The sequence below is a fragment of the Maribacter luteocoastalis genome (assembly GCF_048890225.1).
GTDB lineage: Bacteria > Bacteroidota > Bacteroidia > Flavobacteriales > Flavobacteriaceae > Maribacter > Maribacter luteocoastalis.
In genome coordinates this window covers 161,009-177,997 of record NZ_JBMFZG010000002.1, presented here as the reverse complement: position 1 = coordinate 177,997, position 16,989 = coordinate 161,009, and the positions used below count along the sequence as shown (strand labels likewise).

Annotated in this window: 13 protein-coding genes and 1 tRNA gene; 10 read left to right on the top strand and 4 right to left on the bottom strand. The window is 36.6% G+C overall.

Annotated features, from left to right (window positions below):
- Positions 1-14 precede the first annotated feature (14 nt).
- Positions 15-2,750 (top strand): PD-(D/E)XK nuclease family protein, encoded by a 2,736-nt coding sequence (locus tag ACOCEA_RS05330; protein ID WP_420755175.1) that lies wholly within the window; start codon positions 15-17, stop codon positions 2,748-2,750.
- 1 nt (position 2,751) lies between these two features.
- On the opposite strand, the gene ACOCEA_RS05325 is transcribed toward ACOCEA_RS05330, so the two are convergent.
- Entirely contained in the window at positions 2,752-3,462 is a 711-nt protein-coding gene (locus tag ACOCEA_RS05325; RefSeq protein ID WP_420755174.1) for an SDR family oxidoreductase, read from the bottom strand.
- Between the two features lie 115 nt (positions 3,463-3,577).
- Between ACOCEA_RS05325 and ACOCEA_RS05320 the strand changes: the two genes are divergently transcribed.
- From ACOCEA_RS05320 to ACOCEA_RS05285, 8 genes are all read left to right on the top strand, one after another.
- Positions 3,578-4,894 (top strand): sugar porter family MFS transporter, encoded by a 1,317-nt coding sequence (locus tag ACOCEA_RS05320; protein WP_420755173.1) that lies wholly within the window; start codon positions 3,578-3,580, stop codon positions 4,892-4,894.
- 59 nt (positions 4,895-4,953) lie between these two features.
- A complete protein-coding gene (locus ACOCEA_RS05315; RefSeq protein WP_420755172.1) occupies positions 4,954-5,886 on the top strand; it encodes an ion channel in 933 nt (310 codons plus the stop codon).
- An 89-nt stretch (positions 5,887-5,975) separates the two neighbouring features.
- The gene (locus ACOCEA_RS05310; protein WP_420755171.1) at positions 5,976-6,704 is read left to right on the top strand and encodes a FadR/GntR family transcriptional regulator; all 729 of its coding nucleotides are present in this window, start codon (positions 5,976-5,978) and stop codon (positions 6,702-6,704) included.
- The gene (locus ACOCEA_RS05305; protein ID WP_420755170.1) at positions 6,701-7,708 is read left to right on the top strand and encodes a PfkB family carbohydrate kinase; all 1,008 of its coding nucleotides are present in this window, start codon (positions 6,701-6,703) and stop codon (positions 7,706-7,708) included. Before ACOCEA_RS05310 ends, ACOCEA_RS05305 begins: the two co-directional genes overlap by 4 nt.
- Positions 7,705-8,331 carry a bifunctional 4-hydroxy-2-oxoglutarate aldolase/2-dehydro-3-deoxy-phosphogluconate aldolase gene (locus ACOCEA_RS05300; protein ID WP_420755169.1) on the top strand — a complete coding sequence of 209 codons (627 nt, stop codon included), beginning with the start codon at positions 7,705-7,707 and terminating at the stop codon, positions 8,329-8,331. The genes ACOCEA_RS05305 and ACOCEA_RS05300 overlap by 4 nt, the downstream gene beginning before the upstream one ends.
- The gene (gene dgoD, locus ACOCEA_RS05295) at positions 8,331-9,488 is read left to right on the top strand and encodes a galactonate dehydratase (RefSeq protein WP_420755168.1); all 1,158 of its coding nucleotides are present in this window, start codon (positions 8,331-8,333) and stop codon (positions 9,486-9,488) included. Before ACOCEA_RS05300 ends, dgoD begins: the two co-directional genes overlap by 1 nt.
- Positions 9,489-9,518: 30 nt before the next feature.
- Entirely contained in the window at positions 9,519-10,841 is a 1,323-nt protein-coding gene (locus tag ACOCEA_RS05290) for a GntP family permease (RefSeq protein ID WP_420755167.1), read from the top strand.
- Between the two features lie 3 nt (positions 10,842-10,844).
- Positions 10,845-11,915: an SMP-30/gluconolactonase/LRE family protein gene (locus ACOCEA_RS05285; RefSeq protein ID WP_420755166.1), complete on the top strand. Its 1,071-nt coding sequence runs from the start codon at positions 10,845-10,847 to the stop codon at positions 11,913-11,915.
- Positions 11,916-12,077: 162 nt separating this feature from the next.
- On the opposite strand, the gene ACOCEA_RS05280 is transcribed toward ACOCEA_RS05285, so the two are convergent.
- The 3 genes from ACOCEA_RS05280 to ACOCEA_RS05270 all read right to left on the bottom strand — a co-directional run bounded on the left by ACOCEA_RS05280 (position 12,078) and on the right by ACOCEA_RS05270 (position 16,432).
- On the bottom strand, positions 12,078-15,311 hold the full coding sequence (locus ACOCEA_RS05280) for an Eco57I restriction-modification methylase domain-containing protein (RefSeq protein ID WP_420755165.1): 3,234 nt from the start codon (positions 15,309-15,311) through the stop codon (positions 12,078-12,080).
- A 195-nt stretch (positions 15,312-15,506) separates the two neighbouring features.
- Positions 15,507-15,583 (bottom strand) — tRNA-Ala (locus ACOCEA_RS05275).
- A gap of 51 nt (positions 15,584-15,634) precedes the next feature.
- A complete protein-coding gene (locus ACOCEA_RS05270) occupies positions 15,635-16,432 on the bottom strand; it encodes a universal stress protein (RefSeq protein WP_420755164.1) in 798 nt (265 codons plus the stop codon).
- 54 nt (positions 16,433-16,486) lie between these two features.
- Between ACOCEA_RS05270 and ACOCEA_RS05265 the strand changes: the two genes are divergently transcribed.
- Positions 16,487-16,987 (top strand): GNAT family N-acetyltransferase, encoded by a 501-nt coding sequence (locus tag ACOCEA_RS05265; RefSeq protein ID WP_420755163.1) that lies wholly within the window; start codon positions 16,487-16,489, stop codon positions 16,985-16,987.
- Positions 16,988-16,989: the final 2 nt, after the last annotated feature.

The window sequence follows — 16,989 nt, the reverse complement described above, 5'->3', positions numbered from 1 at the left end:
TTTATTTTTACATAATGCAGAACTTTCTAGAACAAGTAATTAAAGACATCTATAAAAAGGGAAAAGATATAGAAAACTTAATCTTTGTTCTACCAAGCAAACGCGCAGGTACTTATTTAAAAAAAATAATAACTGCACAAGTTGGCAGAACCATTCTTTCTCCAAGTATATACAGTATAGAGGAATTTATAGAGCATTTGGCAGGCATATCCTACGCCAATAACACACAACAGATTTTTGAGCTTTATAAAGCATACCTATATTCTGGACCTAAGGAAAAAGAATCGTTTGAATCATTTTTAAACTGGGCAAATACCTTATTGCAAGATATAAATGAAATAGACCGGTACCTTTTAGATGTCAAATCACTTTTTTCAAACCTTTCGGATATACAAAATATTAATCATTGGTCCTTAAAATCAGAAAAAACTGGGCTAATGGAGAACTACTTAAATTTCTGGGAACATCTAGGAGAAATTTACAATACATTTAATTCACAATTGTTGAATGAAGGCATAGGTCACCAAGGTTTAGTATACAGAAAGGCCGCAGAAAACATAGATACTTATCTACTTTCCAATTCCAGTGAGCATATTTTTCTTGGATTTAATGCCCTCAACAAGTCAGAGAGTTTAATAATACAAGCAATATTGGACCAAACTTCATCAGATATATATTGGGATATTGACCCTTACTTTCTAAATGACCAACTACACGACGCCGGTCTGTTCATTAGAAATCACCATACAACATGGCCCAGTCTACAAAAAAAAACTCTTAAAGGTTTAAATGATGGTTATCTTGATTCCAAAAATATCAATGTAATAGGAGTTCCAAAAAATACCGCCCAAGTTAAACTTGTAGGTAACATACTTAAAGAACTTCAAATAAAATCTTGCAGTAATACCCAAACTGCAATAGTACTTGGCGATGAAAGCTTGTTAAATCCATTAATGAATGCAATACCAGAACAAGTATCCCCTATTAACATAACTATGGGTCTCTCTCTATCGCATACATCTATAGCTTCGTTTTTCAATGCCTTTATTGACCTATATGACTCCCGAACTACTAAAGGTTGGTTCTATAGCGATGTCATAAGCTTCTTAACTAACCCTTATGCCTCACAACTTATAGAAAATAATGGCAACCCAATTTCTGCTTTGATTTCAAAAATTAAAACTAGAAACTGGACGTATATAACCTATGAGAATCTACAAAACAAAGATGAAGATGACGCCAATCTGCTTTATATTATATTCGATAATTATGACAACTCGCCAAATACACTTTTTGACAAATGTAATCACCTCGTAAAAAGTTTAAAAAACCTATTTAAAGGTTCCAAAAACAAAACAGCTCTTGAGCAACTATTTAAATTTCATAATCTCTTTAATCAAATTACAGAACTTATTTCTAAATATGGCTATATAACTAGTATTAAAGCATTTAAAAACCTCTATAGACAACTCTTGTCCGTAGAGACTTTAGATTTTCAAGGAGACCCCATTGAAGGATTACAAGTTATGGGAATGTTGGAAAGCAGGGTTTTAGATTTTGAAACGGTAATTTTAACATCAGTAAATGAAGGCATACTGCCTTCTGGCAAGTCCAATAACTCTTTTATTCCTTTTGATTTAAAAATAGCCTACGGATTACCTACGTACAAGGAGAAAGATGCCGTTTACACCTATCACTTTTATAGGCTTTTACAAAGAGCAAAGAATGTGTATTTACTTTATAACACAGAACCTGATACTTTAGAAGGTGGTGAAAAGAGCAGACTTATTACACAACTTTTAACGGATGAAAACCGAACTGATATTACACAAATAATAGCGACTCCTAAAATAAAGAACAACTACAAGGAAAATGCCCAAGTTCTAAAGACCAAAAGTCTGTTGGATTCTATTGTGAACAAAGGAATAAAGGGATTTTCACCAAGCTCACTATCTAACTACATTAGAAATCCAATAGATTTTTACAAACAAGATATTTTGGGAATTGAAGATGTAACAGCTGTAGAAGAAACTATTGCCGCTAACACTTTTGGGACCATCGTCCATGATACTTTGGAAGAAATCTACACGCCCTTTGTTGGCACTTTTCTTAACGGCGTAACTTTGCATGAGTCAAAATCGAACATTCAAACAATAGTCGAGAAAAACTTTAAGAAAACCTATTTAGATGGAAATATTTCAACAGGTAAAAACTACATTTCCTTTCATGTAATTGCCAAATACGTTGAACAGTTTATAGATTTTGAAATAAAAGAATTAAAACAACATACTATTAAGTTGATTGCTTTAGAAAAAAAGCTTTCAATTGATTTACGTGTGCCTGGTATTGCCTCAAAAATCACCCTTAAAGGCAAATTAGATAGAATTGATGAGTTTAATGGCGAAACAAGAATACTAGATTACAAATCAGGACGGGTAGACAAAACCAATGTAGAAATTAAAGAATGGGATAAACTCATTGAAGATTATAAGTACAGCAAAGCCTTTCAGCTTTTATGCTATTCTTATATGTATAGCAAGAACTATCCAGAAAAAAGTATTACAGCCGGAATAATCAGTTTAAAAAACCTCAAGGAAGGGACCCTCCTTTTCGCTAAAAAGGCATCCCCGCGTGCAATAAAAGAACATCTAATAGATGACCATGTTCTTCTAGATTTTGAAAAATCATTATTTATCCTTATCCAAGAAATATTTGATAAAAATAAACCCTTTGTTGAAAAGGTAGTTTAATCTATTTCTTATCAGGTCTTGATGGCCGTACCTCTATTTTACTGGGTAAAGTCCTAGGATGCATTTTTAGTAAACCCAAAACAAGTTCTCCGATATCTTGGGGTTGTATTTTCCATGCATCACTATCATCTGGTTCATTATTATTAAAATGGGTAGAAACGGACCCAGGCATAATGGTGGAAACCTTAATATCGTATTTTCGTAAATCCAACATAGCCGCCTGGGTAAATCCTACGACTCCAAACTTTGAGGCATTATAGCCAGCACCACCTGCAAAAAAATTTGTTCCTGCCAAACTAGCCAACGTAATATAATACCCTTTCGTTTTCTTAAGCTCCTCTACGGATGCCTTTAAAGAATGGAAAGCGCCATTTAAATTAGTGTTGATCATCTGGTGCCAATCACTATCGGTCATTTCATCTACAGGAACAAATTTCCCAACACCTGCATTTGCCAATACAACGTCTAATTGCCCCCATTTATCCACAATTTTTTCTATTGCATTTAACTCATCCCTTAATAGGGCCACATCAGAAACTATTCCCAAAACATTGTCATTTTTCAATTCATCTATAGCAGTGCTAACACTCTCTTTGGAACGTCCGCTTATAGCCACTCTCATTCCTTCTGCCAATAATGCCTTGGCCACGCCTAAACCAATTCCTTTAGTTCCTCCTGTTATATAGGCCACCTTATTTTTTAAATCTATCATCCTCTAATTGTGTTTTGTAACAAAGTTACCACATATCCCATTTATTAGTAACTGTAACAGAACAAGTTTTAACCGTTATGATTTATTATATTTAGAAACTATAAAAAACCAACTGATGAATAAAATTATACTCTGGTCCATTACTGCTGCTTTGGCAGGGTTCCTTTTTGGCTTTGATACTGTCGTCATATCGGGTGCGGACAAAAAATTACAATTACTTTGGGACAGCTCCGACGCCTTCCATGGCTGGGTAGTTGTTTCAGGAGCATTATGGGGTACCGTTTTAGGTGCTATTTTCGCTGGGATACCAACAGATAAATTAGGAAGAAAGAATACCCTAATTTGGATTGGCATTTTTTATAGTGTCTCTGCAATCGGTTCCGCATTTTCAAATGACCCTATTACATTTGCCATATTTAGATTCATTGGTGGTATTGGTGTTGGGGTGTCCACAATTGCTGCTCCAGCTTATATTTCAGAGATTTCACCTGCTAACAAAAGAGGTAAATTAGTTGGTTTTTACCAATTTAGTTTGGTTTTTGGTATTCTAATAGCTTTCATGTCCAACTATTTATTAAGTGGCATAGGTGAAAACGATTGGAGATGGATGGTAGGTGTTGAAGCGATTCCTGCGATAATATATACCCTATTTGTGTTGACTGTACCTAAAAGTCCAAGATGGTTAATTACACAAAACAGGGTAGATGAGGCAAAGGCCATTCTAAAATTGATTGACCCAGAACAAGATGTGGACAAGGCCATTGACACTATACAGGAAGACAGTAAAAATACAGTTAGTGGTGAATCTATATTTATGAAGAAATATAGATTTCCATTACTACTTGCTTTTCTAATTGCTTTTTTTAATCAAGTTTCGGGAATCAATGCTTTTCTATATTATGCCCCAAGAATTTTTGAAGAGGCTGGCTTAGGCGAAAGTACAGCCTTACTTAGCAGCGTAGGCATTGGTATTACCAACATGCTTTTTACCTTGTTAGGCATTAATCTTATTGACCGTTTAGGCAGAAAACAATTGATGTATATTGGATCTATAGGTTACATCATTTCCCTGTCTTTGGTTGCTTGTGCATTCTTCTTGCAATGGGAAGGCATGGCTGTTCCTATTTTCCTTTTCATTTTTATTGCTGCACATGCTATTGGACAAGGAACCGTTATTTGGGTATTTATATCAGAGATTTTTCCAAATCATTTACGTGGTAGTGGACAAGCTTTTGGCTGTTCGGTACACTGGATACTGGCAGCCGCCATACCAGCTGCCGTTCCATTTTTATTTTCCAGTATAGGAGCAGGAACGGTCTTCGCTTTCTTTGCGATTATGATGGTCCTTCAACTCATTTGGGTCCATTTTATGATGCCAGAGACCAAAGGGGTTTCATTAGAGGACTTAAGTAAGAAGCTAATCAGAAAATAATGAAAAGCTTTGCATGAAATTATAAAGTTTATTTTCAACATATAATAATATCACCTCATTTGAATCTCAACAAGAAAGAGAAATATAACGATCTTGGCTTGGACACTAAGTCTATATCAAACGATTATAGGGCTCTTAACAAAGATGGTACCTTTAATGTTAAAAAAGAGAATGTATCCTTTTTTGAGGGTATAAATATTTTTCATTCGTTAGTTTCAATGTCATGGTTACACTTTTTCGGTGTCCTAGTACTTGGATATTTTACAATTAATTTATTATTTGCTAGTCTATATCTATTGATTGGGACAGAGCACTTAACTGGTATATATAGCACAACCACTTTTGGTCAATTTATAGAAGCGTTCTTCTTCAGCGCACAAACCATTACTACATTGGGATATGGCCAAATAGCACCTTTAAATTTAGCAGCAAACATTGTGGCTGCCATAGAGTCTTTATTGGGGCTGTTAATATTTGCATTGGCAACAGGTCTTATGTATGGAAGGTTTTCCAAGCCAATTGCCACAATAAAGTACAGTTCACATGCCGTGATTGCGCCCTACAATAAAATTAATGGTTTTATGTTTAGGGTGGTAAATCCAAAAAACAACCAATTGTTGGAAGTGGAGGTAAATGTTACGCTGTCTCTAAAACGAGATAATTCCGATTTAAGGGACTTTTATTCATTAGCCTTAGAGCGATCAAAAGTGGTCTTTTTTCCTACCACGTGGACGGTTGTTCATCCCATAGATTCAAAAAGTCCCTTACATGGCTACGATGAACATGATGTGCTTGAAAAAGAAGCCGAATTTATAGTTGTTATAAAGGCCTTTGATGAGTCTTTTTCCCAATCGGTTTATTCTAGGTCCTCTTATAAAGCCCAAGAAATTAAATGGGGGGAGAAATTCATTTACCTCACTCAACGGGATAGAACAGGTATCACTGTGGATGTTAGCAAAATCGATGAAACCTATACCGCCGATTTAAATTAAAAACAAAAAACATAAAAATCTCAGGAAAAAATTTGTTCAACATTATACATTTATATAATTTGTATGATGTATTATAACTAATTAAGTTGATGTTTACACCATTAGGCCAAAAGAAATCCCTTACCCAACAAGTGGAATTTGAACTTACACAAGCTATTAGAACCGGCAAATATTTACCTGGAAACAAGATTCCTACAGAAAATGAACTGTGTCAAATTTTTAATGTTTCCAGAACCTCCGTTCGGGAAGCTGTTAAAAAAATGAGCGCGAAGGGCATCGTAGACGTTAAAAGAGGTAGTGGGGTTTATGTACAGGAAATCAGTATAAAAAATGCCTCCGAAGTATTGAATATGTTCTTTGAACTTTCTTCCAACAAAAACGTTATTTTTCAGACCATTAGCACAAGATTAATTGTAGAACCAGCACTTGCCGCTCAGGCTGCGAAATGCAGAAACGAAGAGCACCTTGCCATTCTTCAAAACAATATGATTCAAATGCGCAATTGTGATCTGTATGACAAGGAAAAGGAAACAGAGCTGGACAATGACTTTCACAGAACGATTTTATCCATATCAAACAATAGCGTTTTGACCCTTTTATTAAGTCCCATTTTTAATCTGATGCCAAAGTTTAAAAGCACTATTTATGTAAAACCCACAGAAGGAAATATTCAAAAAGACAAAGAAATTTTGCTCAACCATCATGAGCATATTCGCCAGGCCATCATCCAAAATGATGAGCAAAAAGCTGCCACTGCCATGCGAGAACATATTCTGGAAACACAGTCTAATTACGTAAAATCAATTGTAAACGAATGAGCTTTATAACTTTTGGGGAAATAATGTTAAGGCTTACGCCAGCCGAACCTTTTGTGAAAATAAAGACCTCAAGAAATTTTGAAACCAACTATGCCGGGTCCGAATCCAACGTGGCCAGTTCGTTGGCCATTCTGGGCAACGATGTCAATTTTATAACAAAATTACCCGTAAATCAATTAGGAGACGGGGCCCTATCCTCTCTTCAATCCTTCGGTATTCAAACCAATTATATAGTTCGAGGAGGAACAAGAATCGGTGCCTATTTTATAGAACAAGGGTCATCAATTCGGCCATCGAGTGTTATATATGACAGGGCAAATTCTGCCATCAGTGAAATAAAAGCAAACGAATTTGATTGGGAAACCATCCTATCCAACAAAAAATGGATATTCCTTTCCGGGATTACACCTGTACTTTCCAAGCAATGCGCCTTAGAAACGATAAAGGCGGCTAAAACGGCACAAGAAAAAGGAGTAAAAGTGGCTTTTGACATGAATTACAGAAGAACCTTGTGGAAAAATGCCGCCAACGCCCGTAAAATATTCAATGAAATTTTAGAATACACAGATGTACTCTTTGGCAACGAAGGTGTTCTAAAGGATGTTTATGATATATCCCCATCGGGTAATTCAAGCCAAGAGAGAACCCAGAACGCCATGGGGATGGCCCGTAAAAAATTTGGGATAAATGAACTGGCATTTACCAGCAGGGACCAAATATCAGCGAGTAAAAATAAACTTTCAGGGCTTTACCTAGCCAACCAAAACCATTTTGTTACAAAACCGATATCGGTTTCCATTACAGACCGTTTTGGAACCGGTGACGCATTTGCTGCCGCCTTTTTGCATGCTACGCATTTAGATTGGAACCCTCAAAAAACAATTGATTTTGCAACGGCAGCCTTTGCGTTAAAACACACGATTAATGGTGATCAGCATACCAGTGACGAATCTGAAATTCTTGCCGTTATGGACGGGTATACCAAAGGACATGTAATTCGATGAAAAAACAGGAGATACTAAATTGTATTAGAAATGAAAAAATAGTCGCCATAGTGCGCCTTAAAGAACAAAAGGAAGTGGCACCTTTAGTTAAAGAGTTGATTGAAAGCGATATAAAGTTGCTAGAAATCACCTCGAATACTCCAGGATTTTCCGCAGAAATTTCCAAGGCAAAAATCTTATATCCGAACATACTAATCGGGGCAGGTACGGTTACAAACCCTTCAATTGCAGAGGAAGCCATTGCGGCAGGTGCTCAATTTCTAGTAACTCCAAATGTCAATATTGATGTTATCCAAATTGCCCACAAAAACGATATCCCCGTTTTAATGGGTGCCATGACACCTACTGAAATCTGCACAGCTGTTGAAAATGGAGCAGACCTTATCAAACTATTTCCTGCCGGAAACTTAGGTGTTGATTATTTCAAATCCATCAAATCCGTAATGAACAACGTTGATTTTATTGCCGTGGGCGGAATTAATTTGTCTAACCTAGAGGAATGGCTAGCTGCAGGTGTTTTTGGCGTGGGTTTGGGAAGTGCTTTAACAAAGTTGGATAAAGACAAAAACACGAATATTAAAAAAGTAGTTTTAGAATATATTAAACTAATAAAGCAACAGTAATGAATCAACTCCAAATTGAAAATATTGAATTGTTCAAAGTACCCCCAAGGTGGTTATTCATTAAAATAACTACCAAATGTGGGATTATAGGATGGGGAGAACCCGTAATAGAAGGTAAAGCAGATACCGTTGCCGCCTGTATCAAAGAATTGGAACATTACATCATAGGACGCAGTGCAAATTACATCGAAGATATTTGGCAGGTTCTCTATAGGGGTGGTTTTTATAGGGGCGGGCCCATTTTAATGAGTGCTATTTCAGGAATTGATCAAGCCCTGTGGGATATTAAAGGTAAATTTTTGAATGTTCCCATTCATGAATTGTTGGGAGGTCCCGTTCGTGATAAAATGAAAATGTATTGCTGGATCGGTGGTGACAATCCGGAAGTGCTCTTGAACCAAGCTCAGGAAAAGGTGGATCAAGGCTACCAAGCGGTGAAAATGAATGCTACAGGGGGTATGGAATGGGTATCCTCCATAAAGGATATTAAAAAAGTTTCGCAAAATATTAAATTATTAAGAGAGGAATTTGGGTACGATTTGGATATTGGACTAGACTTTCACGGTAGGATTCACAAACCCATGGTAAAAAAACTGTTTGATGAACTTGCCCCCTATGAACCTATGTTTATAGAAGAACCCGTACTATCGGAAAACAACGATGCGTTAAAACACATATATCAATACACTAGTATTCCTATAGCAACAGGAGAGCGAATGTTTTCTAGGTGGGATTTTAAGGATATTTTGAACAAAGGCGTGGTAGATATCATTCAGCCAGATGTGAGCCATGCGGGTGGTATTTCCGAAGTGCGCCGCATTGCTTCCATGGCAGAGGCCTACGATATAGCTATTGCACCGCATTGTCCTTTGGGTCCAATTTCATTGGCCTCGGCACTACATATTGATTTTTCCTGTTCTAACGCAGTCATCCAAGAAAGCAGTTTGGGAATACATTACAACAAAGGGTTCGATCTCTTGGATTATGTGAAAAATCCTGAAGTTTTCGATTTAAAGGAAGGATACATTCCACTTTTGTCCAATCCCGGTCTTGGAATTGAAATCGATGAATTAAAACTGAAAGAAGCTCAAAAAATTGGTCACAACTGGGCAAATCCCATTTGGAGAAACAAAGATGGAAGTTTTACGGAATGGTAAATCCAATAACTTAACATAATAAACCATAGTATGATATATCTAATAGCTTTGACATTGTCTTTGGCCTTGCTGGTGGTATCCATTGTAAAAATTAAGATACATCCCTTTTTTGGCCTTTTACTGTCGGCTATAGTATATGCCTTTATAACGGGAATGAGCCATGAATTAATTATTAACTCAATCAACGATGGTTTTGGGGGAATTTTAGGCAAGATTGGCCTAATTATACTTTTTGGGGTAACCATAGGCACGGTACTTGAAAAATCCGGAGGCGCTTTTGTAATCGCTTCCAAAATTTTAAATCTGATAGGCGAAAAATCTGTACTCATAGCCATGATGCTTACAGGTTATTTTTTATCTATTCCCATTTTTGCAGACAGTGCACTTTTAATGATGAACCCTTTGAACAAAGTGATGTCAAAAAAAGTAGGGATTTCCTATGCGGGAACCACCGCTGCATTGGCCATGGGCCTTACGGCATCCCACGTAATGGTTCCGCCAACACCTGGTCCTATTGCGGCAGCTGGTATTTTGGGCGCAAATCTTGGCGATGTTATTTTATGGGGTCTTTTAATCAGTAGTGTTTCTTTACTACCATGTTATATCTATGCTAAAAAGGTTGCATCAAAAATCACCATTCCTATTGTAATAGAGCCTATCGTAAATCCAGAAAAGCAACCTGTTTTATGGAAATCCCTTCTAGCTATTTTAGTGCCGTTATTCTTAATTTTATTAAAATCCATCTTAGATTATCCAGAACTTGAAATTAAACCCTCCCCTTTTATAAAAACCATTTCATTTTTAGGTACCCCGGTAATAGCATTACTCATTGGGGTTTTACTTTCCCTACTGCTTCCCGAAAAATTGGATGAAAAAATATTTTCGAGTACGGGTTGGATCGGGGAATCCTTAAAAAATGCGGCACCCATTATATTAATTACGGGCGCAGGTGGCATATTCGGAAAAATGCTCCAAAGTTCAGGTCTGGCAGATTTAATAACCGTAACCTTTTCTGGTATGGAAATAGGTCTCTTTTTTCCTTTTTTATTAGCCGCTTGCCTAAAAACCACACAAGGTTCCTCTACAGTGGCACTGGTTACCACAGCATCTATAGTAGCACCATTGGTGGGTGTTTTAGGCTTGAACGAACCCTTTCTTTTGGCAATGACCGTACTGGCCATTGGAGCCGGATCTTCGGTTGCCTCCCATGTAAACGATAGCTTCTTTTGGGTATTGACACAGTTGACGGGGATGAACGTAAAACAAGGATATCAAATACAAACTGCGGGCACTTTTATTTTTGGAACAAGCGCAATGTTGTTCATATATATACTTACCAAACTAATTCATTAAGTCATGAAAAAAGGAGTATCTCTCATTTTATTCGGTTTAATCCTGCTAATTTCTTGTAAGGAAAATTCCAAGGGAAAAACCGAACCCCAATCCACTGAAAAATCAGTTAAAACAATGGAATCCCAGGAATTGGACAGTATATCAAAAAATTTTTACGTTGAGATTTTGGATGATGAGGGTTTAAGGTTTCTAAAAAAAGACGCTTCTATAAAAATGGTAGCCGAAGGATTCCAATGGACGGAAGGGCCGCTTTGGATTCAGGATGGGGAATTTCTTTTGTTTTCCGATGTGATGGCGAACACTATTTATAAACTGGATTCCAATAATAACCTAACCACTTTTTTGAAACCTTCAGGATTTACAGGAGAAGGCACTTATTCCCCAGAGCCAGGGTCTAACGGATTGATTTTGGATAAAAAGGGGGGGCTTATCCTTATGCAACATGGCGATAGAAGGGTCGCCAAATTAAAAACATCGATAAAAAATCCAAAACCGGAGTTTATCACCTTAGCGGATAACTTTAAGGGCCAAAAACTTAACAGCCCCAATGATGGTTTTCTTGATAAGGAAGGTAATCTCTATTTTACTGACCCGCCTTATGGGTTACCCCAACAAATGAACGATCCTACCAAAGAGTTGGATTTTCAAGGGGTTTTTTGTCTTCTGAAATCTGGAGAATTGAAATTGTTGGATACATTATCAAGACCCAATGGAATTACGCAATCGCCCGACGGTAAAATACTTTATGTGGCCATATCGGACCCAAAGCACGCCGTGTGGTATAAATATGATATTGAATCTCCAGGCGTAATTAGTAACAAAAAATTATTCTATGATGTTACGGATTTAATAGACTTGGAAAATCCCCATGGCCTACCCGATGGAATGAAAACAAATTCTAAAGGATATGTTTTTGCTTCGGGCCCAGACGGAATTTGGATTTTTAACCCAACTGCCAAATTGATAGCAAGAATCCATACGGGCCAATCAACTTCTAACTGCGCTTTTAATAGTGATGAAACCAAAGTATACATCACAGCCGATGATTATCTATTGGTTGTTGATTTGAAATGAAAAACTAAAACTCCAATCAGGATAAAAAAGAAGTCTTTGGTAATGGAGCTTACTACTGCCCATAGGAAACAGACAGCTGTTAAACCACTTTTTACCCTGCTCTTCAAAAAGTGATAATCTATATTACATTGCACAACTTCTTTTTAAGATTTGCCCATTTCATTAACTATTTTCAACAATCGCTATTTCCTCTTGTGTTAACCCATAAAGCTGATAGACCATTTGGTCAATTTCTTGATTCGTATGGTTTAATTGCCTTTGTAGCTCTAGTGCTTTACTTTTTTGATCTTCAAAATAAATAAGCCACTCTGCTTCCTCCGCTAAACTCAATTGTACTTTTTGCTTTTTTAGCTCTTTACTAAAGTTTGCAAAATCTAACTCATGCCAATTTTGAAGCTTATTACTGAATTTTTCAATTGCAAATTTTGATTTTACCAAATTCAATAAACTATCTAATTGACAATCCAATGCTTTTGTTAACCTAATCATATCAGTGACCAAAGTATCTAGTTCGCCATTAAGCTTTGGTATTGGCACTTGTCCAAAGTACTTCCATATTAACTGGCAACCATTCTGTATTTGTGTGCAATATTTGGTAATTAACCACCATCCCATTTTAGAGTTCAAAACACCGGCCAAGCCTTTATTTTCAGTAGGGATTATCCACATAGAATTATTACAATACAATCCTTGCTCGTCATAAATAAAACAAGGTTTAACTTGCAGAACTTGATACATGAGCTTTGGTTTTAGGAAGTCAGAGTAATAATCACAAGCCCTTAGTTCCCACCAAAAATCCCCTTTATCAGTCCGTTTCTTAGCTTTTGCCTCGAATGGTGATAACCATTCTGCAATTGAGGGGTATTGCTTTTGCAGCCAAAGCCAAGCTTCTTCTTCTGTACTGTCTCCTAATTTACTTTTAGTAAAACCTTTTTCAAAAAGTAAAAGATAGTTTAATGGTGTTGGGTTGGCAAACGGTTTTGCCTCACGACCTAATAAAAAAGGAAACAGAAATTCTACAGCCTTGGCATCTTCCTTCACCATTTTGTCATAAACTTCTTGAGATATTAAAAACGCCTCGGTCAGTCCAGTTTTAATTCCATAATTAGCTTTGCCACCTACAAAATCAAATAAAGTTTTACATGTATTAGAAAGTTTATCTAACAAATTTCTATTATTTTTTGAAGAAATGACCCACGTGTTCTTATCAAAAGAGCTTGTTTTATAACTTTCAAAACTTAGAGTTACATTGGTTTCAAAATCAGTTGCCTTTGCAGATTTTAAGACAGCAACATTAAATTCTTCCTCCGGACTATTATTACGCGCAACAAAAATTATGGGGTATGTGGTTGCGCCTTGAAAAATTTGGATATCTCCAAAGTCAATTAATTGATGTAATGCTTTGGTCAAAAAATAAGAGCGTAAGGGCTGCCCATAGCCAGCCTGCAACCATTTGTTAGGCATTATATAAGACAATACGCCTTTTGGTTTTAGGATGTTAAAGCCTTTCTCCACAAAAAGCACATACAAATCCCCTCTTTTGTCAAAAGTTTCATAGTTCAATTTTTCTAGCTGCTGGGATTGCTCTTTAATAGTCTCCAATTTTACATACGGCGGATTCCCAATGACCACATCAAAACCGCCTTTTTCAAAAACTTTTGGAAATTCCTGCTCCCAAGAAAATGCTTTGTGGCCGGCTACCTTTTTATCGTCTATTAAACTATTGCCACATTTAATATTACTGCTAAGGTCATTTAACTTTCTCCTGGGTTGTGCCGTGCGTAACCAAAGGGAGAGTTTTGCAATCTCAACAGATTCTTCATTAAGGTCAACCCCGTAAATATTATTTTCCAGAATGGTGTTTTCAATATCACTAAAAACCAAACCACCACCTAAGATTTTTGCCTTTAGCTCATCTATGTAGTTATGTTCCTTAATTAAAAAGTCCAAGGCTTGGTTTAAGAAAGCCCCAGACCCACAAGCAGGGTCACAAATGGTAAGTTCCAACAGCCAGGCCCGGTAGTCGTCCAACAGTTGCACCAGCTCCATTATCTTGGTCTTGGGCCGTTTGGCACGTCCTTTAAAATACTCCTCTTCCTTAAAGCCTAAAGCAGCCTTTTTTTCGTCACATAATTTGCCAACCGTGTTTTCAACAATGTATTTGGTAATATATTTGGGGGTGTAGAATACCCCGTCTTTTTTTCGCTTGCTTTTTTGTTTATCAAATTCCGATCCTTCTATTTCGGCGTTGATACTTTCTATCTCGTTCAGGGAATTCTCAAAAATATGCCCTAGAATATTTACGTCTACCTGACTTTCAAAATCGTACGTTGCCAGTTTAAGGGTGTGTCTATATAATAAATCATTGTCTATTTCTAGATTATCCAGTACCGTATCCGGTTTAAAAAGTCCACCGTTATACGCATAAATTTCTGCCCTGGAGGTTGTGCCCTGTCTGCCTTGGTCCAAAAAATTGAAGTATTGCTTAAACAGGTCATATAAGGGCCTTTCATCTCCAAAATCAACATCGGCTTTCCATTTGTCCAAGATTTGTATGGTAGAATTTGGCGGCAATAAGCCTCTATCCTCAGAAAAAAAGATGAACAAAAAGCGATCGATCAATTTTTGTGATTTTTTAAAGAGACCAAGCTTTACATTTTTTTCCAATCGGGCCATCTCCTCATGGCCAACGTCACTTACAGAAATCTCTTGTAATTCCGCTTTCCTATATTTTTTTAACCGAGCCACATTTCGCCGTACTAGATCACGATACAATTCCCTTTTAAACAGGGAATAGTCCGCATAGAAACGTTTGGTGATTTTTTCCTCCTCTACCAGGGACGACTCTTTAATGGACAAAGGAACATTAGTTAGTAAGTTGTCTTTATGTAAACAGAGGTAAAGTAGCTTAAACCGCTCCAGGGTCAACTCAAAGAGGTTAAACTCCTCAAATTCCGTAGCATCATTGATATAAAAACGAAGCTTCTCAAAGTTTGAGGTGATAACATACACACAACCCTTTTGATTGGCCTTGTAATCGAACGCTTGTCGTCGAATACTCTCCAAGTCCTTGGTATTTGTGCCTTTTAATTCAATTACCCCAACAGCCATGTCTGCTGATAAAATTGCCCCATCGGCCTTTCTATTGTTCTTTTGATTTTTAAATTCAGTGGTAAGGTTAAAATCAGGATTTGGATTAAGGGTATACCCTAAAAACGAAACAAAAAGTTCATTTAGAAAAGTAGCTTGAAACTGCTCTTCCTTAGCGTTTCTTATATTCTCCTGTATGGTGGCATTCTGAAAATAGGAAACATATTTTAAATATGCCTTACTGACTATCTTTTCATCTAATTGTTTAAGGTAATTTTTAAGTACGGAAGTTTGAAATAAGGCCATTAATTGGTGTGTAGTTTAACAATCCTAAAAGTAGGAAATAACACGCTAAATAAGCCCAAATGAGTTCTTTTCAGTACAAATAAGATTAACGAGCGTTAAATTTTACGTCAAAAAGAAAGAATTTTCAAAAGTATGCACAACCTGTGCATTGTGTAAAATGAAAAAGCCCTCACATCTGTGAGGGCTCATCTTTATTGGTGGAGAATACCGGATTCGAACCGGTGACCTCTTGCCTGCCAGGCAAGCGCTCTAGCCAACTGAGCTAATCCCCCTTTTTGAGAGCGTCAAAGGAAATACTTTTTAGTCACCTTTCAAAATACAACCTAATCTTTCTTTACCCCAAGTATCAATACTGGTATTGGAACTGAAAATTCAGACTTTAAAATAGTACTCTTTTCCCATAATTTTGTAAAAAAGCCCCGCTTTCTCCTAAAGACACATAACAAATCTGGATGTTTAGATTGAAAATGCTCCAAAACACCTAAATACGTTGTTGCATTTTCAGTAATTGTCAATTGTGAGCTAATATCCATCAAGGCAGGGTTTACTTTCAAATCCTCATCTGAATACCCCGGTGTTTTAACCAATAACAGGTTTACAATGGATTTATGTTTATTGACAATGGTTACTAACGGATTTATAATTCTTTTTCTTTTTAATATGCCAGATTTAAATGCTACCAATATATTATTAAAAGGCTTATACACAGTTCCTTTTGGCACTACCAATGCAGGAATATTGGTTTGTTTAATAATTCTGCCAGATGTAGCTCCCAAATACAATTCTTCTTGGATATCATGGCTACGAGGTGCTAAAATTATCAAGTCTATCCCCAGTTCTGAGTTTAGGTTGTTTATACCATCGGCCAATTCGCCATTATACGTAACCACTTTAATAGCTACCTGTTTAGCATCAATCTTATTAATAATACTTTTTAAACGCTCCTTGCCACTTTCCGCTAATTTCTCGGAAACGTTTGCCAAACTTCCAGTTACAGATAAGACATTAAAAACTTCCATCGCATAAATCTGTGCACCAAAATCTGAGGCAAAGTCCACGGCATATTGTAAAGTTTCATGGGCATTTGTAGAAGTACCAATAGGAACAAGAATACTAGTCATAAGGTTAGTTTGTTGATTATTACTCTAAATTTACAATTAAATTAAATCCTTTTTATGATTCAGCATGCAAAGATATCTGAAATAACCGATATTCTAGTTATGACAAATGCCTGTAGACTAAAGATGGAAGAGAATGGCATATACCAATGGACTACCCAGTACCCTTCAAAACATAATTTTGAAAAGGATATTGAACGTAACGAGCTGTATATCTTAAAAGAGCACAATCAGATTATTGGCTGTATTGTACTATCATCCCTTATGGATGATGAATACCAGCCCGCACAATGGTTAACAAAAAATAATAATAACCTCTATATACATAGACTTGGTATACACCCATCTGTCCAAGGAAAAGGGTTTGCCAGACAATTGATGGATTTTGCAGAAAACTATGCCGTTCAAAATAATTTTTTATCCGTGAGATTGGACACTTTCAGTCAAAATAAAAGAAATCAAAAATTTTATGAAGCTAGGGGATACCAAAAATTAGAAAATATTTATTTCCCCAAGCAAAGTGAATTTCCTTTTCACTGTTACGAACTTGTTTTATAAAT